The following is a 22487-nucleotide window of genomic DNA, read 5'->3' on the forward strand; positions in this document are numbered from 1 at the left end:
TTTTCATTCTATATGATTAGTAGGTTTCTACTTATATTCAAAATATTTAATACAACATATTTTTTTCGGCGTAAATAAAAATATTACGAGAATGTTACATGATGATTACTATACAGTTACATTCCTTGAGTATTTTACCGTTTTATGGGTAATATAGTTATATAAACATAAACATTTCGTTTGTGAATCTATAAACATGTGCTATATACTAGTAAAAAAACCGCATAATTGTTACAAGAAGAAAGGGTTGCAAGGAAGGAATTTGCCCTTTTTTACATATGTAACACATCCTTTTTTGGGAAAATACATTCCCATCCGCATTTTTCTCGCACAATTTGACAGCAGTATTTCTATCTCGTAGCTCTTGCAGAGTGAAAAGGTTATACGGAAGGTAAGGCTGTCCATAAGAATTCTAGTTGGTGAAGGTGAAAGTAAGAAAATCACTGCAAAGTTATAGTTTTCTATCCGATTTAACATATCGGAATTTGTGTTATTTACAAAGTGAAACCTACGAAGGGGGATTTGATGAGGAAACTGACAAAAACATTTATCGTTTCATTAACAATCTGTATTGCATTTACAATTTGGGGGATTATTCCCGAATCTATAATTGGAAAAGGTAGCCTAGGAAATGTAACAACTGCAATTCAAACTGCGCTGGTTAGCAAGTTTGGATGGTTTTATATTATTTCTGTTTCTATCATTTTAGGTGTGGCCATCTTTTTAATTGTTTCGAAATACGGTTCTATTCGTTTAGGTAAAGATGATGATGAACCTGATTATAGTTATATGACATGGTTTGCTATGTTATTTAGTGCTGGTATGGGTATAGGATTAGTTTTCTGGGGCGTTGCGGAACCATTAAACCATTTATACGCACCTCCGTTTGGAGATGGTGCAACTGAGGAAAGTGCACGTCTTGCACTGCGTTTTTCATTTTTCCACTGGGGATTACATCCTTGGGGACTATATGCGTTTGTAGCTTTATGTATTGCATATTTTACCTTTAGAAAAGGAAAAGCAAGTACAATTAGTGCGACAGTAGGTCCGTTATTTAAGAGCGGGGACCATGGGCGTGTTGCTCATTTATTTGATGTGTTAGCTGTTTTCGCGACTGTTTTTGGTGTTGCGACGTCATTGGGTCTTGGTGCGAAACAAATTGCAGGTGGTGTTAGTTATTTAACATCTATCCCGAATTCATTAACGACACAGTTAATTATTATTGCAATCGTAACAGTTCTTTTCATGTTATCTGCACAAACAGGTCTTGATAAAGGAATTAAATATTTAAGTAATGCGAACATTATTTTGGCATTTGCACTTATGATTATTGTATTATTTGCAGGTCCAACAAACTTTATTATGAATTACTTCACTTCAACAATTGGTTCTTATATTCAGGAATTGCCAAGTATGAGTTTCCGATTAAGTCCATTAGATGAAGGTGGAAATCAATGGATTCAGTCATGGACAATCTTCTATTGGGCATGGTGGATTGCATGGTCACCGTTTGTAGGTACATTTATTGCTCGTGTTTCACGAGGGCGTACGATTCGTGAGTTTGTTATTGGTGTGTTACTCGTACCGACCGTAATTGGTGCACTTTGGTTCTCTGTTTTCGGTGGAACTGGTATTCATATGGAGCTGTTTGGTGATGCACACCTCTTTGAAAAAGTGAAAGAGATGGGAACAGAAGTAGGATTATTTGCTATGTTTGATCAGATGGGTAGTTTTGGATCAATTTTATCAGTTTTAGGTATTCTACTTATTGCAACATTCTTTATTACATCAGCAGATTCTGCGACATTCGTTCTAGGAATGTTAACAACACACGGTAGTTTAAATCCACCAAATCGTATTAAGTTAGTTTGGGGTCTTGTGTTAGCTGCATTAGCTTCTATCCTATTATATGTTGGTGGATTGGAGGCACTACAAACGGCAGCGATTATTGCGGCATTCCCGTTCGTATTTGTTATTTTCTTTATGATGGCAGCATTATTTAAAGAGTTACAAAAAGAGGGACGTATGAAGCGTCATTAATAATAGAAGGAAAAGAGCTGATTTCATATCAGCTCTTTTTTATATAGAAGGAATTTGAAATGCAAGTAAGGGAAATAAAATATATTATTATATAAGTAGTATGCCTTTTATATAAAGAAAAAACGATGGATTTCGACAATGTTCGATATATTACAAATTCTATTCATATTTTTGACAAAAAATTGTCGGAAATGTGTTGTCACTTTTCTTTATATGTGCTATATTATTTCCTGTAAGCGATTTCAAATAGTTTTAAAGCGTATTCAAGGGGGACATCTAGAATAATGAAACGTTACGAAAGAAAGTGGAAGCATATTTGTTTGAAACGTGTGGCACATCGTAGTGTCCAAGAAAGCACGGAACCTAAGACTGAAACGCGCAAAGAGCAGCAAGAGAAGCAATTGGTTCTACAAAAATAGCAATCACTTTTTCGTATATAAATGAAGGTCGATCGTTCGTTGGGGGATGGACGTGAAATTACTTTCAGCTAAGGGGTATTGTCTGATATATAATTTATACGGCAATAAATAAGCACAGAGCTTACGGCGCTCTGTGCTTATTTTTATTCTGCAAAATAACAATCCGTGGGAGATGAAACCCCCAGACTGATTAAAGTGTTACTTTTCTTTTTTAAATCGAACTGTTTTGTCCCAGCCAATGACTTGTTTTTTGCTCTTTGCACGTAAATAAAGGATGAGGCTGCGAATAAATAAATACGTAAAGAGTTGTGCATATGTAAAGTACATAATGACACTAATGAAAATATTAGTCGGTGTAAAGGTTCGTTCAACACTTTGGGCACTAAATAATTGTGAAACGTATGTAATGTACGAAACGTACCACATAAATAGTAGCGGAATACTATATTGAATCTGGAATATCCCAAGTACCCCAATTACAAACCAAACGTTTGAAATGATTAGAAATAGCCAAAATACGATATACACTAAAACTTGCTGCAAGGAATGGACGAGAAGTTTCCCTTTAAAGAAACTTAATGAAGAAAACATTTTTTCTAAAATGTATAAGTTTCCTTGGAGCCAACGTGTACGTTGTTTAATAAGAATTTTTAAGTGTTCAGGTTCTTGTTCCCATGTAATCGATTCTGGAACAATTGGTAAGAGATATCCTTTTTGTGTAATTCGTAATGTTAATTCAGCATCTTCGGCAATTGCATAAGGATCATAGCCGCCAAGCTCTTCTAATGCGGAGCGACGAAGAAGCATGTTCGTTCCTGTCAGTGAGCCTGTTTGGAATAATAACCAGCGTCCTGATTGCATAAGAAGCTGAAAGATTTGGAATTCTAGTGAAATCATTCGTGTAAGCCAGTTTCTTTTTTCATTGACTGTACGAACGTGTCCAACAGCCCCAACAGCATCTTCAATTGTTTCAGCGTGTTCTACAAGCATTCGTAATGCCTGTGGTTCAGGTTGATTATCCGCATCGTAAACACAGAAATATTCACCATCCGAAATGCTAAGTCCGTAGTTTAATACACGTGATTTTCCTTTTGGTTCACCAGGAGGAACACGAATGTGACGAATATGAGCATAAGCTTTGTCAAAATCATCCCCGATTTCAGGTGTTTCATCTTGAGAATTATCGTTTAATAAATAAACGGTTAGTTTGCCTGGGTATTCAATCTTCGCCATCGCTTCTAAAGTATCTTTAATAACAACCCCTTCATTATGGGCAGGTATTAAAATATCGACGCTTGGATAATGTTCTAGTGTACGATTTTTTCGTTTACTATTTCGGTGAATTAAGCCTGCAAGTGTTAAGAGAGAATAGTAAACGAGTAAGCCAGAGAATAGAAAGGCTGTAAAAATAAGTACATATTTAATTGAAAATGTGATGCTGATCCAAAAAACGAGTACGCAAAACAGAAGGAATAAAAGAAGTATAACGAGTGTCATCATAATAATGTCTGTCCTTTGTTTCCGATTTGTTCTCGTGAAATTTTTATATCTTGAATTGCCTCAGCAGCAAGCCACTGCTCCATTTTGGGCTTTAGGCGGTTCATTACAATGTTAGCGCCGGCTTCATTTGTGTTTTGTAATAAAATAACTAGCGTATTGTTATCGTATTCAGCAGTAAGGTCGAATTCGTTTCTTACTGTTTCAACTAATAATGAAGCTACACGGTCCATAACGCTTTCCTTCGTATATTTACTAAAAGAAGTGAAATCAAAGTAAATAATAACGCCTGTTTCATTACGACGATTCATCGCCGTTACTAATAACGCTTGGCGTCTTTCAAATTCTTGTCTTGTTAATAATTTTGATTCTCCAATATATTGTTCTAACGTTCTCACGCGCTCAATTAACTCTTTGTTTTCATGAATAACTTTTTTTAATAAGTTAGTTGAGATGTATACAATGAAGAAGTTTGCTGCCATCAGGAAGTGGGTAATAATATATTTCCATTGATCTGTTGTACTCCATAAGTGAAGCCAAGCTTCGTAAAATAAGTAGAATACGGAAATGATGGTTCCGAGTATGAAGAACACGAATGCTGTTTTATCAGCTAAGAGTAAGAATAGTACGTTTACAACTACATATATAATTGTGAAAGTGAGCGCATGCTCATATTTCGTTACATGTACGGTAGTAAAATAAAATATAATTTGTAAAATCCAAATAGATAGGATTTTATAGAACTTATCTTTCACAAAACGTTCCTCCTTAAAGGTAATTCATGTAAGGACACTTGTAGTATGCACAATTATTAAGAATTAGACCATAAATTCTTTTAGTTAGAACAACAAGTATTATCCCTCTACTGCAAAAAAAATAAATAGACGTACAAATTATTGTATCATATTGTCTGTACATTCAGATATAGGATATATATAAATTGTATGTATATTATATAAAAAGCCCTCCTCTTTTAAAGAGGAGGACTTACATGAAATTATAGGAACATCATACCTGCAACTGCTGCATTTAAGAAGTTCGCTAATGTACCAGCGATAACTGCTTTAATCCCTAATTGTGCAATTTGTTTACGGCGGCTAGGAGCTAAAGTTCCTGTTACACCTAATTGAATTGCGATAGAAGAGAAGTTTGCGAATCCACAGATTGCGAATGTTAAAATTAGATTTGTTTTTGCAGAGAAATCTGCCATATGTGGCCCTAAGTTTGCGTATGCAACGAATTCGTTGATTGCAAGTTTTTGACCGATAAAGCTTGCTGCTTGTATAGCTTCACCAGGAGATACCCCGATTAAGATTGCAAATGGTGATAGTAAGTAACCGAAGATTAAATCAAGGCTAAGTTTAATATCGAACCAAGAACCAACCCATCCTAATAATCCATTTAATAAAGCGATTAATGCGATGAAGGCCATTAACATTGCCGCTACGTTAATAACAAGTTGCATACCTTCAGATGCACCACGTGCAGCTGCATCAATAACGTTTGCGTCTTCACGTTCTGTAGAAAGTTCGACGTTATTATCTACTTTTTCTGTTTCTGGCATAATTAATTTAGCAATTAATAAACTTGATGGAGATGCCATAATTGCAGCTGCTAATAAGTGCTCTAACGGAATGCCCATCGCTGCATAACCGACAAGAACTGATCCAGCAACAGCTGTCATACCGCTTACCATAATAGCGAAGAATTCACTATTCGTTAAACGTGCTAAGTAAGGTTTGATTAAGATTGGTGCTTCAGTTTGTCCTAAAAATACAGTTGTTACTGAGTTTAAACTTTCTGCTTTAGAAGTCCCAAGAAGTTTACTTAATGCACCACCAATGATACTAACGAATTTCTGCATAATACCGAAATGATATAAGATTGCAACTAATGAACTAATAAATACGATTGGAAGTAGTGCTTGAATAACGAAGATAAATCCCCAAGGTCCTTTTGCGTTGACTAAATCCCCAGCAACGAATTTAATTCCCTCGTAAGAAAAATTAATTAATCCTTGAACACCGTCAGCAGCGTGTTTTAAACCTGCTTTTCCAGCATCCCATCGTAATACGATAAATGAAAATGACATTTGTAATGCTAGCGCGATTAAAATTGTGCGCCAATTAATAGCTTTGCGGTTGGAAGATAGTAAGAAAGCGATTGCTAATACTCCAATCACGCCGCCAATTCCCCATAAAAGATTCATGCAGTGTATGCTCCTTCCTCATAGTAAAAAAGCGTATAAACCAGTTGTCTATACTTTTGCGAATATAACATCTTATGTAACTTATCATAATGGGCATCAGAGGTCAAACGTCTAACGAAAAGTTTAAATAAAAAGAAAATTCTTCAAAAAAACACATATAAAATGAATGGACATGCAATAGGTTATGTTTTTTATGGGAATTTATTCATTGTGATAACGTTATGGATTATTTTTATAGAATATAGTGTATGAAATGGAAGAATGGATGCATTATTTTTCGTAGAGGGAAGGTAGGTAAAGGGGGAGTGATGTGTTGAACGCGTTATAAAAAAGCCTTCTAGTAAACTAGAAGGCTTTGAAACTATTCATTAAGGTGCTTTCGTGTATCCTAAGAAGTGGCTCTTCCAATAAGAATTACTTAATGAAGCGATTGCTACACCGTTATCTCCAGCTTGGATAAACGATCCGCCCCCAAGGTAAATACCCATGTGAGAAGGACCTGATTTATAAGTGTTTTGGAAATAAATTAAGTCACCTGGTTGTGGATTTGAAGTTTGTGGTAGGCTACTCCAATATCCAGCAACACTTTGACGGCTAATATTATGACCGAATTTCTTAAATACGTGGTAGATGTAGCCACTGCAGTCCACACCGTTAGCAGAAGTTCCGCCCCAAACGTACGGTACACCTTGCATTGATTTCGCGTATGCAAGTATAGAAGAGCTGTCACCGCTGTTGTTGCCTGTATTATTATTGTTTTGATTGTTATTTTGATTGTTATTTTGGTTGTTATTAGGCTTATTATCTACTGCGCCTCCAACTGGTGTTTTAGATAGGAAACGTGTTCCGATATAACCATTTTGACCGTTGTAGTTAATTTTGCTCCATCCAGAGTTTTCAGAGATTACTTGAACCTTCTGTCCTTGTGGAAGTGCACCTATGATTCTATAATTTGTACCTTCGCCACTACGTACATTTAGTGCAGAAGCATTAATGTAGTAGTCACCAATTGCACCTTGATTAGGCTTTTCAGGTTGTTTCGGCTGTTCAGGAGTAGCCGTGCCTCCTTTAACGAATTTTACAAATTCGCTACTAACAAAGCCGGTTTTTCCTTGATAGTTCACTTTGAACCAGCCGTTTTCAGACCCAACTACGTTTAATGTTGTACCGTTTAACACGCCACCAATTACACTATGGTAAGTAGCAGGACCTGTACGGACACGTAGAGATGTTGTATTAACAACGTAAGTACCACCAGTTTGAACAGTTACATTATTGTTTTGTTCTTGCTTGTTATCTTCTTTGTTGCCTTGTACGACGTTCTCGTTAGAGCCGCCCTTTGTTACGTAGTCTTTACTTAAGTAAGCAGTTTGACCCGCATAATTGATTTTGAACCAATCTTGAACTTCACCAACAACTTGTACTACTTGTCCTTGTTTCACTGAACCTACAGTTGGATGAGAAGTGCTAGGGCCTGTACGAACACGAAGGGATGATACATTTACTGTATAGTTTCCGCTTGCTGGTTGTACAGTTTGTTGATTCGTATCGTTTGTAGATCCTGTATTTGCAGAAACGCCTGATACGAATTGGCCACTAACATAACCAGTTTGTCCGTTGTGGTTGATTTTCACCCAACCATTTTCTTGACCAATTACGTTTAATGTTTGTCCTTCATATACACGTCCTGAAACAGAACTAGAAGTGCTAGGAGCTGTACGTACACGTAACACATCGGCAGTAACTTTATTCTTTCCACCTGTTGTACTTACATTGGAATTACTTGCTCCATTTTTTGATACAAATTCGCCACTGACAAAGCCAGTTTTTCCATTATGATTGATTTTGAACCAACCATTTTCTTCGCCAATCACGTCTAATGATTGACCGTTATAAACGCGAGAGATAATGTCGTGAGAAGTACTTGATCCTGAACGAACGTGTAATACGTCCGCATTTACCGTATAAGATGAGTTGTTTGATGCAGAAGCTTGTACAGTCTGTGTAGCAGCTTTTTGTGTATTCTGTTCCGGGGCAGCTTGAACACTATCAAGTGTAGGGGCTGCTCCTCCTGCTACAGACACTGCTGCAAGACCGGCAAGATATTTTTTCATGATTTGTCGATTCCTTTCTGTCTGTAATGTAGTGAAGAAATATTTACCAACTATTAAAAATTCTAAAAGGCATGTCGATTACTGTCAAGACTTATGCGGGAAACTGAATGTGACAAAAAGATTACAAGAAAAAAATCAAGGCATGAATTCATACCTTGATTTCAATTTAAATACATATATTGGCTATAGAAAAATAGAGATTATTCGTATTTAAGAAGATGATATGTTGGATTTTAAAAGGCTTTGAGAAAAGGATCCTTGTAGTCTTTTCGTGATAGGACCAACTTGACCATCTTGAATCGCAGCTCCATCAAGGTGAGTCATTGGTAAGATTTCAATCGTTGTTCCTGTAAAGAAACATTCATCGGCTTGGTAAACGTCACGAATGCTAAAAAGTTCTTCTTGTACAGGAATCTGGAGAGTGTTAGCTAAAGAAAGGACATATTGACGAATAATCCCATTTAAAATAAGGTGATTGGCTGGATGGGTGTAGAGTGTTCCATTTTTGATTAGAAAGAAGTTAGATTGGCTACCTTCAGTTACAATACCATTTCGTATGAGAAGAGCTTCTTTACAACCTTTGCGTTCAGCTTTCGTAGCGGCTAATACATTCGGTAATAAATTTAATGATTTAATGTCACAGCGAAGCCAGCGAGTATCTGGTTCTGATATAGCACGTATCCCATATTCAATCCACAAAGCGGGTCTTTCCTTCTTTGTAATATAAGCATAGATTGTAGGAGGGATGTCATATGAAAATGCATGGGTACGAGCTTGTACACCGCGAGATACTTGCAAATAAATGGTTCCATCTTCGTGGAAACTATTACTTTCAATGAGTTTGTAAAGTAAGGTAATGAGTTCTGCCTTTGAGAAAGGGAGCGATAATTCTATTTCTTCCATGGAGCGATATAATCTTGTTATGTGTGGATCTAATAAGTGAAAGTTTCCATTATAGAGGCGAATCACTTCATAGACACCATCTCCAAATTGCAAACCCCTTTCTTCAAGTTCTATGTACGTTTTTTGTTTCGTTGTGTCAATAACTGCATCATTCCAAAGTACAAATCTTTCGTATGCCAATTTCCGTCCCATCCTTTCGTAAGTACTGAAGTAAAGTGAAACTTTGATTAATCGAGCTTTTACGGGTAGTGGATTTTCCGTATAACTTCTTTGATTCAGCCAAATTTTGAAGCGGGATTCCTATTGCCGGTTAACGAGGGATAAAGTCACTATAGTAATTTTTATGTAGGCAATTCTATACATATGACGTATATGTATTTGTAAATGATAGAGAAGTAATAGTGACTTATAGCATTTTGTATATACAAATTCGAAAATAAGAAATAAGAATCCTGCTTTTAAATAAAAAAAAGCAACATTCGCATGGAATGTTGCACAAGGAGGGTAGCTATCTTTCATAGGGATATTGTCTTATTGAATGTTTTGTGTATGGAAACAAAACGTTTTGAAAGACAATTATAAGAAAGTAAAAAACAAACGATTCGCATATTTCTTTAAGGGATCTGATTGAAGATGAGAGATAAGAAATATGTAGAACCTTGTTTACATATTTTATTATAGAAATGTTTCATTAATGTGGTGTGAATATTTGGTAAAGGTTATGTAATTTTAAAGTTAATGAATAGAAGAGGAAGGGTAGCGGAAAATAAAAAAAAGAGGCTGAGATTACTCAGCGCTCTTCTTTTCTTCTTTAATAGCTGTTTTTACTTCACCAGTTTTGATCTTATTACTTTTAGAAAAACGAAGTAAGTCGCCCTCAATGAGTTTGTCAGACATGTGCAATTCATTTTGTGCACGATCAATGAGTGGTTGAGATTCTTCTTTCGGTAATTGTACAACTTCACCAGTGTTACGGTCGTAGAATGTACTGTTTGTGTACATATACTTATCTGTAACAAAGCTACCGTCACGAAGAACAACGAATCCTTTATTATCTGGTGAGAATACGTCATGACCGAATCGAACGTCATCCGTAGAATCTACACCAAGTAAGTTTAGGATAGTTGGTTTAATGTCAATTTCACCAGTTGGTTTTGAAATTGTTTTGCCTTCTTTTTGACCTGGAACGTGAATAAACATCGGTGTTTTTTGTAAGTTCATATGGTCAAATGTAGTGATTTCTTCTTTTCCTAAGAACTGTGCCATTGCACGGTTATGGTTTTCAGAAATACCGTAGTGGTCACCGTAGAATACGATAACAGAGTTGTCATAAATACCTTCTGCTTTTAGACGCTCAATAAAGTGTTTCATTGCTTCGTCTAAATAACGAGCAGTTACCATGTAACGGTCAAATACGCCATCACCAGAATTGTATTCGTCGATTAATTTCGTACTGTCATCATAAGTGAATGGGTAATGGTTCGTTAAAGTAAGGAAGCGAGTGTAGAATGGTTGCTTCACTTGTTTTAACATATCGATAGACTGATCGAAGTATTCGATATCTTTTAATCCCCAGTTTAATTTTGTTTCTGGCGTAATCTTGTAGTCAAGCTCGTTGTAGTAACGGTCATAACCAAGTGCCGGATACATAATGTTACGGTTCCAGAATGTTGCGTTGTTTGCGTGGAATACTGCAGTGTAGTATCCTTGCTGACGTAAAATTTCTGGAGTTGCTGTGTATTCATTGTTACCGTGTGTGAAGAATACAGCACCACGGTCTAGTGGATATAAAGAAGTATCTACTAAGAATTCAGCATCAGATGTTTTCCCTTGTCCAGTTTGATGGAAGAAGTTATCAAAGTAATAACTTTCTTTCGTAAATTGGTTTAAGAACGGTGTAACTTCTTGTCCGTTCACTGTTGCACCGATTAAGAATGTTTGTAATGATTCAAGAGAGACAACGATTACGTTTTTCCCTTTTGCAGTACCAAACATATTTGGATCAGGTTTGCTTTGTGTTGCTTTCACGTAGTTTTCTGTTTCTTGCAATTTACTACCGTCGGCAAATGCTTTTTGTGAACTTGATTTTGCTTGTAAGCCAAGATCGTATGCTTGGTGTACATATAATCCTAAGTTTTTAACAAGCATAACGCGGTCGAATGAACGTGTTAATAGTTCTGGACGCTCAGCTTCTGCAAATCCTAGGTTTACGAAGAAAATAGCAATTGTTGACACGAAGTATAGGGAACGCATCGGACGTGATACACGCTCTGTCGGTGCAAATTCTTTCTTCTTCTTCAATAGAACGAAGAATACAATAATATCCACAAATGCAAGGATAACCTTGTAGTTAAATAATTCTTTCACACTTGAACCTAAACTTCCGAAGTTAGATGTTTGTCCTAGTACTGGTAAAGTAACGAAGTCATTGTAGAATCCGTAGAACATTACGTTACCTACAAGAATGAACGTTAAGACAAAATTAATTCCAAGTGCTATATAGTTACGTTTTTTTCCTTTTGCAAATAATGCAAGTCCCACAAACAGTAATGATGCTGCTAATGGACTAATGAATAAAATGAATTCTTGCATGAAAGATTCAAGTTTTAAATCAAAGCTTGTGCGTGTAATAATGTAGGTTTTCAGCCACACGGCCAAAGCTACGAATAAAGTGAAACGCACATTTTGAAATTGTGATTTCAAGGTTTCTTTCATTCACTTCCACCCTTTCTCTATCAGGCTTGGTCGATTTTGGAGCGATAAAATAAAAAATACATAGTTTTCTTGGCCATAATTAGAGGTTCTATATTCACCCATATACGACTATAACTATGCATACCCTTTTGGTTTCTTGTGTTGCTCATAAGCATAACGTCATTTCTGTATTATACAACAAAATTCATTTCTGAGAAACACTATAACATTTTACATTTTTTGTATGTGATTTGTCACTACCAGAGAAAACTTTAACATTCGTTTATATGTCCGTCAACTAGAAAATATAACAAAGATAGAGTGGAATGTTAAGTGAAAACGAAAATACCCAAGGTTGAGAAATAAGAAATGAAGATGTGTAAGTGGTTGTCTAGAAACCTATTATATGAAAGAAAGTGTGCAAAAATTAACGAACACTTGTTCTTTTAAGCTTTGTTTGTTACAATAAAAATTCATTGATAGATTATGTGTAATTTTGATGAACTTTTACTGATAACATATTGTAGCTTATTTCTTTAAAAAAATAGGGAGGCTTTTACATGAAACAAAAATTTTCAGTTGAAGCGTTTTGGAAGAAAGTGAAACATGTTGCAAAACAAGCGGGACAGTCGGTCATTTATGCAAGTTTATTACTGTTTTACGTTTTGCAAAGACCTGATGTTCCAAAACGAGTGAAAATTATTGTAATTGGAGCACTTGCTTATTTTATTGCACCGATTGATGCAATCCCAGATTTTATTGCTGGAATTGGTTATACGGATGATTTAGGGGCATTAACGGCCGCGCTAATACAAGCGTCGTTATACGTCAATGCAGATGTGAAAGATAAGGCGCGAGTGAAGTTGGCAGAATGGTTTGATTCGGATGTTGACACATCATTTATCGATCAGAAATTAGATCAATAGGTGAGAACTGTCATATAGTGACAGGGCGAACGTAAGCGAGGAAGTGCATTATGCCATCAGGAAGAACGCATACGAAAATAAACTTAATATCCCTTCCGGTTGTTTTGTTTCTGCTCTTTTCGTATGGATTAACAAATTTTGATTTTTTATTAACTTTTGCAATTGGCTTTTTAGTAGGTACTTCATTTTTAACACCGGATTTAGATACGTACAGTAATGCGTATAATAAATGGGGATTCCTACGCATATTTTGGTATCCGTATAAGAGGGTAATGCCGCATCGTTCCTTTTTTACACATACGATTATAATCGGTGATGTAATTCGTATTGCATACATGTTAATCGTGTTTTCTCCATTTTTATTCCTATTAAACGTAATCGCACTGGACGGGAATTTAATAGAAATGACGAAGGAATATGAGGTTGAAATTGTAACGTTCGTAATGGGAATTGTTGTGGCGAGTACGCTCCACATTATAGCGGATAAAGTGAATACGCGCCGAAAGAAAATGATGAGAAAAAAGAAGAAACGTAGAAGATAAAGTGAAACTTTAATCAGTGGGGGCTTCCCCCACTGATTATCAGCCCTCACCAATCGGGCGTTTACGGGCAGCTCGACTCCCACCTAACTTCTTTGCTCCAGCCGAATTTTGAGGTGGGAGTCTTACTGCCCGCAAATAGCGGGAAAAAGGACACTTGCAATTTGCAAGTGTCCTTTTTTAATTAAACGTTTGTTTAAAATTAAGCTTTCAGTACTTTAATACCTTTTACGATGTTCCAAATGAAGTAGTATAAGCTAATGATTCCGCAAATACATAAAACAATCATTGCTCCAATTCCAAGTGTTACATCTGGCTGGTCAGATCCGATACCCATGATTCCTACAATAATTACGCCAATCAATGTAGCGATACTTGGGATGATGTGTGTCCATAACGCACGTTTTGCATGTGGTTTCGTTTCAGAATCGCCCACAATCCAAACGATAATAGGGAATAAGATAGGGGCAAATAGTACACTAAAGTATGATAAAGCAGCTAGTATTTTGTTTCCGTTCATATATATCACCTCATGAATAATGTCAGTTGTTATACTTATTATTATGCAATAATTTTGGTAAGCTTACTATCGATGAACATTACAAGAACGTGACGTTTTTGTAAGATTTTTATATTAAATAATAAAATTTTCAAAAAAATCTTTTGTAAGGGAAATGGTTGTGATAAAGTATAAATGAAAGTTATTGAAAACGTTTTCTTAAACGTTTTTTATTTTTAGGCTTAAAGGTATGATGACCTGATAGTCTATTGATAAGGTGATATTTATTTAAAAGGGGATTCTTTAGGGGGAGAGAACAATGAACACATGGACACAAGTTTACGATCCGTTCGGTAACATTTGGATTTCGGCAGCAGTCGCACTTATTCCGATCATCTTTTTTTTCTTGGCTTTAGCAGTTTTCCGTATGAAGGGGTATGTGGCAGGACTTATTACAGTTGTACTTACAATTTTAGTAGCATTATTCGCTTATAAAATGCCGTTCACGATGGCAATGGCAGCAACCGGATACGGTTTCTTATACGGATTATGGCCAATTGCTTGGATTATCATTATGTCGGTATTTTTATATAAAATTTCTGTAAAAACAGGTCAATTCGATGTGATTCGTGCGTCTGTATTATCTATTACAAACGATCATCGTTTACTCGTTATTTTAATTGGATTTTCATTCGGAGCGTTTTTAGAAGGAGCAGCAGGATTTGGTGCACCAGTAGCAATCACGGCAGCGCTTCTTGCAGGTCTTGGGTTAAATCCTTTATATGCAGCAGGTCTTTGTTTAATCGCAAATACTGCACCGGTAGCGTTCGGAGCGATGGGAATTCCAATTACAGTTGCTGGACAAGTAACAGGTATTGATCCACATAAAATTGGACAAATGGCAGGGCATCAATTACCGTTTCTATCATTATTTGTTCCGTTCTTTATCGTATTTTTAATGGATGGATTTAAAGGGGTAAGACAGACGTGGCCTGCTTTACTCGTAGCGGGTAGTTCGTTTGCAATTACGCAGTTCATTACAGCGACATTCTTAGGGCCAGAACTTCCGGATATTACATCAGCACTTGTAAGTTTAGTAAGTTTATCACTGTTCTTAAAAGTATGGCAGCCGAAAGAGATTTATCAATCTAAACAAGCAAATAGTGAAGTAGCAGCAACAACGACATCTATGCCAAAGCTAACGGTAGGAAAAGTAGTGAAAGCATGGTCTCCGTTCATTATTTTAACGGTGATGGTTGTGATTTGGAGTCAAAACTTTTTTAAAGCATTATTCGCTCCAGGAGGCGCTTTAGAGAGTCTCGTATTTAAGTTTGAAATTCCAGGCTTGCACAATTTAGTCATGAAAGCAGAGCCAATTGTAAATAAACCAACGCCTTATGAGGCAGTTCTGAAATTAGATATTTTATCAGCGACTGGAACAGCAATTTTAATTGCGTGTATCATTTCTATCTTTATTTTGAAGATGAGTGCAAAAGACGCAGTAGTGACATTTAAAGAAACGTTAAATGAATTAAAAATGCCAATTCTATCAATTGGATTCGTATTAGGATTCGCATTTATTGCAAACTATTCTGGTTTATCTTCTACATTAGCGTTAGCGTTAGCAGGAACCGGCGCACTATTCCCGTTCTTCTCACCATTCTTAGGGTGGATTGGCGTATTCTTAACTGGATCTGATACGTCAGCGAACGCATTGTTCTCGAATTTACAAGCAATTACAGCACAGCAAGTTGGTGTATCTGAAGTACTTCTCGTTGCGGCAAATACAACAGGTGGTGTAACGGGTAAAATGATTTCTCCACAATCGATTGCGATCGCTTGTGCGGCAGTTGGACTTGCGGGAAAAGAATCGGATCTGTTCCGCTTTACGGTGAAACATAGTTTATTCTTCGTTATAATTGTTGGAATTATGACGTATGTGCAGGCTTATTATTTAACTTGGATGATTCCGTAATTGAAAAAGAAATAACCTTTCCATTTTTCAGATTATCGTGTATGATTGGAAAGTATTGAAAATTAAATCAGTGATAAACTAGGGGTGCCTAACGTATGCGTAGGCTGAGAGAGAAGCGCGTGAACTTCTTAACCCTTTGGACCTGATCTGGCTCGTACCAGCGTAGGGAAGTTAACGGCTTTACATAATGATGTCTTTATGAGCCAGGTCCTTATTTTTTTATGGACCTGGCTCTTTTTATTTTGGCATGCGCTGGCCATATCTCGTCCTTGTCACGTACAGGGGGGCAATAAAGGTTATGAAACAGTCTGTTTCAGCTGAGCAAATCGAATTGAAATCGAGTTTACCAGGGAGTAAGAAAGTGTATGTGGATGGACCACGTGAAGGTATGAAAGTGCCGATGCGTGAGATTGAACAAAGTGATACAAATGGTGTTTCGAATCCGCCGATTCGTGTATATGATACGAGTGGTCCTTATACGGATCCCGCGTATAAAGTGGAGCTGGAAAAGGGGATTCCGACGCCGCGTCACTCTTGGATCGTTGAGCGCGGAGATGTAGAAGCATACGAAGGGCGTGAAGTGAAACCAGAGGATGACGGTGTAAAAGTGGCTTCGAAACATACACCTGTTTTCCCACAAATGGATCGTAAGCCGCTTAGAGCGAAGCAAGGGGGAAACGTTACGCAAATGCATTATGCACGTAACGGTATGATTACGTCTGAGATGGAATATGTTGCAATTCGTGAAGGGGTAGAGCCTGAGTTTGTTCGTAAGGAAATTGCGGAAGGTCGTGCCATTTTACCAGCGAATATTAATCATCCGGAAGCAGAACCGATGATTATCGGACGTAACTTCCACGTGAAGGTAAATGCAAATATCGGAAACTCTGCTGTATCTTCTTCGATTGCAGAAGAAGTAGAGAAGATGACGTGGGCAACGCGCTGGGGTGCAGATACGATTATGGATTTATCTACAGGTAAAAACATTCATACGACGCGTGAGTGGATCATTCGTAATGCACCTGTACCAGTTGGAACAGTGCCAATTTATCAAGCGCTTGAAAAAGTAAACGGAATTGCAGAAGATTTAACGTGGGAAGTATATCGTGATACGTTAATTGAGCAAGCGGAGCAAGGTGTTGATTATTTTACCATTCACGCTGGTGTATTACTTCGCTACATTCCAATTACTGCAAAGCGGACGACAGGTATCGTTTCGCGCGGGGGGTCAATTATGGCGCAGTGGTGTTTATTCCATCATAAAGAAAACTTCCTATATACTCATTTTGAAGAGATTTGTGAAATTATGAAACAGTACGATGTATCGTTCTCTCTTGGAGATGGATTACGTCCAGGTTCGATTGCAGATGCAAATGATGAAGCGCAGTTCTCTGAGCTTGAGACACTTGGTGAATTGACGAAAATTGCTTGGAAACATGATGTGCAAGTTATGATTGAAGGACCCGGTCATGTACCGATGCACTTAATTAAAGAGAATATGGAGAAAGAACTTGATATTTGTCAGGGTGCGCCGTTCTATACACTTGGACCGTTAACGACAGATATTGCACCAGGTTATGACCATATTACATCTGCAATTGGGGCTGCGATGATTGGTTGGTTTGGAACTGCGATGCTTTGTTATGTAACACCGAAAGAACATTTAGGTTTACCGAATAAAGATGATGTTCGTGAAGGTGTTATTACGTACAAAATTGCAGCGCATGCGGCTGATCTTGCGAAAGGTCATAAAACGGCTCATCAGCGTGATGATGCACTTTCAAAAGCACGCTTTGAATTCCGCTGGCGCGATCAATTTAATTTATCTTTAGATCCTGAACGCGCGATGGAGTATCATGATGAAACATTACCAGCAGAAGGAGCGAAAACGGCTCATTTCTGTTCCATGTGTGGGCCGAAGTTTTGTAGTATGAGAATTTCACACGATATTCGTGAATATGCGAAAGAAAATGATTTAGAAACGACAGAAGCAATTGAAAAAGGAATGAAAGAGAAAGCGAAAGAATTTAAAGACACTGGTAGTCATTTATACCAATAACACGTTACACCTCTTTACTCGATTGATCACACTGTAGTACCTAACTTAAATATAGAAGAAGCCCCCTTTGCTAAGACGGTAGCAAAGAGGGCTTCTGTTTTCTTTATAAGGCAAAGAAGAGGTGTACCCAGTAGTATAAGAGGAATAATGTGACGACTGTTGTGAGAGGAATAACGATGAGAGATACACTTAAATAATCTTTCCATTTTACTTTAATTTTGTTTTGTTTCAGAATATACATCCAGATGAGGGAAGCTAACGTACCGATTGGTAATAATAGTGAACCGATGTCACTACCAATAATGTTTGCGAGGTAGATTGTTTTTAATGTGACTGGGTCTAGTCCCATTTCTGTTAATGTAATTGTACCAATCATAAGTGCAGGGTGGTTATTGAAGACGTTAGAGAGGATGGATACAAGTCCGCCCATTGCAAAGCTAGCATAGAGTAAATGCTGACTTACAACTGGCTCGAGCCATTGCACAAGTGCGGCTGTTAACCCTGCGTTGTGGAGTCCGTAAATAATGACGTACATAGAGAAGGCGAAAATTAAAATATGCCACGGTGTCTTTTTCAAAATATCGATAGGGTTTGTTCGTAAGTAGTACCATCTCCAGATGAGGAGAACGAGGGAACCGAGTACTGCAACAATTTCGATTGGGATAGATAAGAAGGATGCAACGAACAGAAGACAGCGCATAAGGAAGACGAAACCTAATACTTTTAACATGAATCTTGTACGTTTTTGTTTCGTATCAACAGAGTTTTTTCCTTTTAACGGATGGAAGTTTTTCGTGAAGAAAATTTCTTCAATATCATATGAAGAAACAGGTAATTTTTTTGGGAGTTTTTTCTTTAAAACTGTATACATGAGCCATGACATAAACAATAACCCTAATGTTGCAGGTACAAACATCATAGCAGTATGCATATAAAGAGTCATATGGACGATGTTTAATGCAATTAAGTTTACGATATTACTTACACCAATTGGTGCACTAGATGCAGTAGCGATTAAAGCACCACTTAATAAATAAGGGATTTGTTGATGAGGTTTTAATTGAAGGTTTTTCAGAAGTAGAATTAAAATTGGAGTTGTAATTAAAATACTACCGTCATTATTAAATAAAAGAGTCATAAGGAAACATAGTAATTGAATGTACCAGTATAGGCGGTGGCCGGAACCTTTCGCTAGATTTGCGAGTTTTGCTGCAGCCCAATGGAAGAAGCCGAAGCTTTCTAATATAACTGCCATAACGATGGTCGCTAATATCGTTATGGAGGCACCTCCGATTTTACTGATAATGTCCATGACGTCTGGCTTTGATACAAGGCCAGTAATTAGGATAATACCAGCGCCGATTGCTGCTGGCCACGCTTCGTTTAAGCCACGGGGCCGCCAAAAGATAACAATCATCGTTAAGAAGAATACAATAATAGTAATCCATATTTCAATGCTCATATTTTGCCTACCTTTCTATTTTTTCTTGAACAAATGTAGCTTGTCTCAAGTTAGTATATTCGGCGGAAAATAAGAAGAACTAGACGGATAATGGAATAAAGTGAATATGTGTTTTTTAAGCTATGGGAAAAGTGTCTCTAGTAGTGGAATAACTATTGTGAGAGGCGTCTATAAATTTTTGGGAGAACGGGAAAATAGTAAATGAAATTTATATTAGCGGTTATTTGAATATTGACCGCAACTCAAAATATATCAGCGATTTTTGAAATATATCGATTTACCGACAAAACATGACAAAGAATAATAAGAGAAGCCTATCCCAAAATGTCTTTTGGAATAGACTTCCCACTTTATTATTTTTCCTTCAAAAAAGTTCGATCCTTCAAGAATAAATTCCAGAAGAAAATAAATCCAGGAAGTAAAATTGCGATTCCAATTGCATATAGAATCAGTAGTGCATAGAATGTTTCGGGCGTCGTAAAGCTTGTAAATACAGTTACGTCAGGATAAATAATATATGGTAAATGTGCAACACCGTAAGCGTAGCTTGCAAATGCATATTGAGCGATGACAGCTAAAACGGCAATACGAGGATATCCTAGTGTACTGTACTTCTTGTTTGTCCACCAAAGAGAAGAGTACCCGATAATGAATAAAGCGATAGAAACTGTAAACCATGGGAATTGCTTTACTAGCCCTTGCATAAGCCAGTGTGTTTCTGGATCCATTACAACGAGGGCGATAATCGCAGTAACGAGCGTTGCAGGTCCAAGGATAATGGCATTTCTTCTATAAATTTTATACGTATCTTCTGAACTTTGTTCTCTAGCAAAATCAGCAAGGAAGAGAGATGATAGAAAGAGTTCCGAGGTTAGTCCAAAGAGCATATAACAATAGATAACAGGGCTAGAAAGAAGCTTTCCGTAAAGGAGGACTTCTTTTCCTTCAGACATTGTAATATAGGCTCCCTCTGTAACAGGTAAAACGGTAATTAATAGGGCTGGAATTAAGAGCCCCGTAATGCCTGAAATAATCCGCAGGAGGTGCTGGTACTTTGGCAGGGAGTAAGCAAATACCATAAATGTACTGCGAATCGCAATAAGTACTAAAATTAACATAACTGGTACGAACATCACTGTGGCGAGAGTAAAAGCAGCTTTTGGAAAGAAGCCGAGAAAAGCGACCACGACAAAGACAAGAAACGTATTTGTTACTTCCCAAGTTGGTGATAAGTATCGATTGGCAAGCTTGGCAGCGAGTGTTGGATGTTTCGCGTATACCATGCCCCAAAAACCCGCTCCAAAATCAATGGACCCTAATATACTGTATACGAAAATAAGAGCCCATAAGATGATAATTGCAATACTTTCCTCATGCACGAGAATCGCCTCCTTGGTGATGTAAATCATTCTTTAACGGATGTCTCTTAAAGAATGTCCGTAGTACAAAGACTGTTAAAATAGCAAGTCCGATATATAAAATGATGAATAGAATAAATAAAGGACCGACGAAATCAGCGCGTGTAGAAGCATCGACTGTACGTTGCATACCATAAATTGTCCACGGTTGACGACCGCTACAGCTGAAAATCCATCCGAATTCAATACCGAGCATCATAACTGGTCCACATGCGGCAGCACCCCAAAGAAGCCATTTCGGTAATTCCGTGCCTTTTTTTCGGTAAATAAAGTACCAATATAAGAGAGCAATTGCTGCAACTGCAAAGGTAAAGGCAGCGGTGCCGACCATTAAGTTGAACAGTGTATGTGTATAAAATGGTGGCCATGTTTCTTGCGGAAATTCCTTTAGCCCTTTTACGACAGTGCTAGGGTCTAGTCCCACTAATAAGCTAAGCATGTTCGGAATTTCCAGTGCATAGTTTAGTTCGAGAGTGTTAGGATCCACAACCCCGCCGAGTGATAACGGTGCATGTGATGTCGTTTCAAATAAAGCTTCAGCAGATGCAAGTTTTTCAGGTGAATGCTTATGTAAGGCAATCGCCGATTCGTGTCCCGAAAGCCACATCGTAGCACCTGTAATAAATGTCACGACAAGTCCTAGCAGCAATCCTTTTTTGTGGTAAGCAATTTCACGTGTACTTACATTCTTCTTTAATAATTTGAATCCAGCGATAGAAGCAATGACAGCAGCTCCGGTTGCATAGGCTGTAATAACGACGTGGAATGCGCTAGTGCCAAAGCTCGGATTAAAGAAAGCTTTCCACGGATCGACGTTAAAGACTGAGCCATCTGGTCCCATTGAAAAGCCTGCTGGTGTATTCATCCACGTATTTGCTGATGTAATAAGCACGGCGGATGCCGTGGCACCAATCATAACGAAAAAGAGAGAGATTAATCTCATAAATGGAGGTAGTTTATCAGCTGCATATACGTAAATGGACATGAATAAAGCTTCTAAAAAGAAGGCGAAAATCTCAATTTGAAAGGGAACAGAAATAACTTGCCCAACAATTTTGGCGAAACCAGGCCAAAGAAGTGAGATTTGCACACCAACAATTGTTCCAGTTGGAATGGCTACACCGAGAAGGATGGCAAACGCCTTTGTCCATCTTTTCGCCATAATGGCATAGTCGGAATCTTTCTTCCAGTGATACAGTATTTCACTTATAAAAATCATCAATGAAAGCCCGACTCCAAGTGTCGCAAAGATAATGTGGAATGCTAATGAAGAACCAAAAAATGCTCTTGCTAATGTTACGGTATCCATATGTATACTCCTCTTCTTTTTTGCCATTATTTTCTGATTGAATTGGAAGATTTATTCAAAAAACTGCCAAAAATATATGTGTATTTAAAAAGTGAATATGGTAATATTGTGTTTGAATATTTAGAATAGGTAGAAATTAATATTTGATCATATTTTGTTTGTTTTTTAGTAAGGAATCTTTTATAATCTTTTATGCGAACATAAGTTCTATTTTATGGAAGAAAGAAGTTTATGTGAAATGGAGAGGGTGTTTTATGTATCCTGAAGTCATTAAAAAGATGGCATTTTCAAAAGAGCATAGAGATTTATTATTAAAGTTGTACAATAAAGAAATTACGCGTCGTGAATATGATCGACTTGTGGAATCGCTATATAGACCTTCTAAAGAGGCTTGTGAGGGATAGAAGCGCGGGAGACAATCTAT

General features: G+C 37.3%; 17 protein-coding genes and 1 riboswitch. Of the genes, 7 read left to right on the forward strand and 10 right to left on the reverse strand.

All coding sequences use genetic code 11. From position 1 onward, the window contains the following. The first annotated feature begins 525 nt into the window (after positions 1 to 525). A complete protein-coding gene (opuD, locus tag ACQKNR_RS12405) occupies positions 526 to 2040 on the forward strand; it encodes a glycine betaine transporter OpuD (protein WP_427318175.1) in 1515 nt (504 codons plus the stop codon). Positions 2041 to 2324: 284 nt separating this feature from the next. Further along, on the forward strand, positions 2325 to 2459 hold the full coding sequence (locus tag ACQKNR_RS12410) for a hypothetical protein (RefSeq protein ID WP_000833067.1): 135 nt from the start codon (positions 2325 to 2327) through the stop codon (positions 2457 to 2459). Positions 2460 to 2657: 198 nt separating this feature from the next. On the opposite strand, the gene ACQKNR_RS12415 is transcribed toward ACQKNR_RS12410, so the two are convergent. From ACQKNR_RS12415 to ACQKNR_RS12440, 6 genes are all read right to left on the reverse strand, one after another. Then, the gene (locus tag ACQKNR_RS12415) at positions 2658 to 3959 is read right to left on the reverse strand and encodes a glycosyltransferase family 2 protein (protein WP_427318177.1); all 1302 of its coding nucleotides are present in this window, start codon (positions 3957 to 3959) and stop codon (positions 2658 to 2660) included. After that, positions 3956 to 4711: a dGTP triphosphohydrolase gene (locus ACQKNR_RS12420; RefSeq protein WP_427318179.1), complete on the reverse strand. Its 756-nt coding sequence runs from the start codon at positions 4709 to 4711 to the stop codon at positions 3956 to 3958. The genes ACQKNR_RS12415 and ACQKNR_RS12420 overlap by 4 nt, the downstream gene beginning before the upstream one ends. 242 nt (positions 4712 to 4953) lie before the next feature. After that, positions 4954 to 6165, reverse strand: a complete 1212-nt coding sequence (locus ACQKNR_RS12425; protein ID WP_427318181.1) for a NupC/NupG family nucleoside CNT transporter — start codon at positions 6163 to 6165, stop codon at positions 4954 to 4956. 368 nt (positions 6166 to 6533) lie between these two features. Beyond that, the gene (locus tag ACQKNR_RS12430) at positions 6534 to 8279 is read right to left on the reverse strand and encodes an SH3 domain-containing protein (protein WP_427318183.1); all 1746 of its coding nucleotides are present in this window, start codon (positions 8277 to 8279) and stop codon (positions 6534 to 6536) included. Positions 8280 to 8489: 210 nt separating this feature from the next. Then, positions 8490 to 9374 carry a D-amino-acid transaminase gene (locus ACQKNR_RS12435; RefSeq protein WP_427318185.1) on the reverse strand — a complete coding sequence of 295 codons (885 nt, stop codon included), beginning with the start codon at positions 9372 to 9374 and terminating at the stop codon, positions 8490 to 8492. 594 nt (positions 9375 to 9968) lie between these two features. Further along, entirely contained in the window at positions 9969 to 11897 is a 1929-nt protein-coding gene (locus tag ACQKNR_RS12440; RefSeq protein WP_427318186.1) for an LTA synthase family protein, read from the reverse strand. 539 nt (positions 11898 to 12436) lie between these two features. Here ACQKNR_RS12440 and ACQKNR_RS12445 point away from each other — a divergent pair. Beyond that, positions 12437 to 12802 (forward strand): YkvA family protein, encoded by a 366-nt coding sequence (locus ACQKNR_RS12445; RefSeq protein WP_427318188.1) that lies wholly within the window; start codon positions 12437 to 12439, stop codon positions 12800 to 12802. Between the two features lie 50 nt (positions 12803 to 12852). Further along, positions 12853 to 13344 carry a metal-binding protein gene (locus ACQKNR_RS12450; RefSeq protein ID WP_427318190.1) on the forward strand — a complete coding sequence of 164 codons (492 nt, stop codon included), beginning with the start codon at positions 12853 to 12855 and terminating at the stop codon, positions 13342 to 13344. A gap of 199 nt (positions 13345 to 13543) precedes the next feature. On the opposite strand, the gene ACQKNR_RS12455 is transcribed toward ACQKNR_RS12450, so the two are convergent. Then, positions 13544 to 13861 carry a DUF4870 domain-containing protein gene (locus tag ACQKNR_RS12455; RefSeq protein ID WP_427318192.1) on the reverse strand — a complete coding sequence of 106 codons (318 nt, stop codon included), beginning with the start codon at positions 13859 to 13861 and terminating at the stop codon, positions 13544 to 13546. 298 nt (positions 13862 to 14159) lie between these two features. On the opposite strand from ACQKNR_RS12455, the gene lldP reads away from it, so the two are divergent. Further along, entirely contained in the window at positions 14160 to 15815 is a 1656-nt protein-coding gene (lldP, locus tag ACQKNR_RS12460) for an L-lactate permease (RefSeq protein ID WP_427318194.1), read from the forward strand. Between the two features lie 70 nt (positions 15816 to 15885). Then, a riboswitch (TPP riboswitch) is annotated at positions 15886 to 16001 on the forward strand. A 112-nt stretch (positions 16002 to 16113) separates the two neighbouring features. Next, a complete protein-coding gene (gene thiC, locus ACQKNR_RS12465) occupies positions 16114 to 17874 on the forward strand; it encodes a phosphomethylpyrimidine synthase ThiC (protein WP_427318196.1) in 1761 nt (586 codons plus the stop codon). A 103-nt stretch (positions 17875 to 17977) separates the two neighbouring features. On the opposite strand, the gene ACQKNR_RS12470 is transcribed toward thiC, so the two are convergent. The 3 genes from ACQKNR_RS12470 to cydA all read right to left on the reverse strand — a co-directional run bounded on the left by ACQKNR_RS12470 (position 17978) and on the right by cydA (position 22063). Beyond that, positions 17978 to 19336, reverse strand: coding sequence for an arsenic transporter (locus ACQKNR_RS12470; RefSeq protein WP_427318198.1), 1359 nt, complete (start codon positions 19334 to 19336; stop codon positions 17978 to 17980). Between the two features lie 353 nt (positions 19337 to 19689). After that, positions 19690 to 20715 carry a cytochrome d ubiquinol oxidase subunit II gene (locus tag ACQKNR_RS12475; protein WP_427318200.1) on the reverse strand — a complete coding sequence of 342 codons (1026 nt, stop codon included), beginning with the start codon at positions 20713 to 20715 and terminating at the stop codon, positions 19690 to 19692. Then, on the reverse strand, positions 20708 to 22063 hold the full coding sequence (gene cydA, locus ACQKNR_RS12480; RefSeq protein WP_427318201.1) for a cytochrome ubiquinol oxidase subunit I: 1356 nt from the start codon (positions 22061 to 22063) through the stop codon (positions 20708 to 20710). Before cydA ends, ACQKNR_RS12475 begins: the two co-directional genes overlap by 8 nt. A gap of 254 nt (positions 22064 to 22317) precedes the next feature. Here cydA and ACQKNR_RS12485 point away from each other — a divergent pair, with 254 nt between their 5' ends. After that, positions 22318 to 22467, forward strand: coding sequence for a hypothetical protein (locus tag ACQKNR_RS12485; protein WP_002174240.1), 150 nt, complete (start codon positions 22318 to 22320; stop codon positions 22465 to 22467). Positions 22468 to 22487 lie beyond the last annotated feature (20 nt).

Source organism: Bacillus sp. NPDC094077, from assembly GCF_050279465.1.
Taxonomy (GTDB): Bacteria; Bacillota; Bacilli; order Bacillales; family Bacillaceae_G; genus Bacillus_A.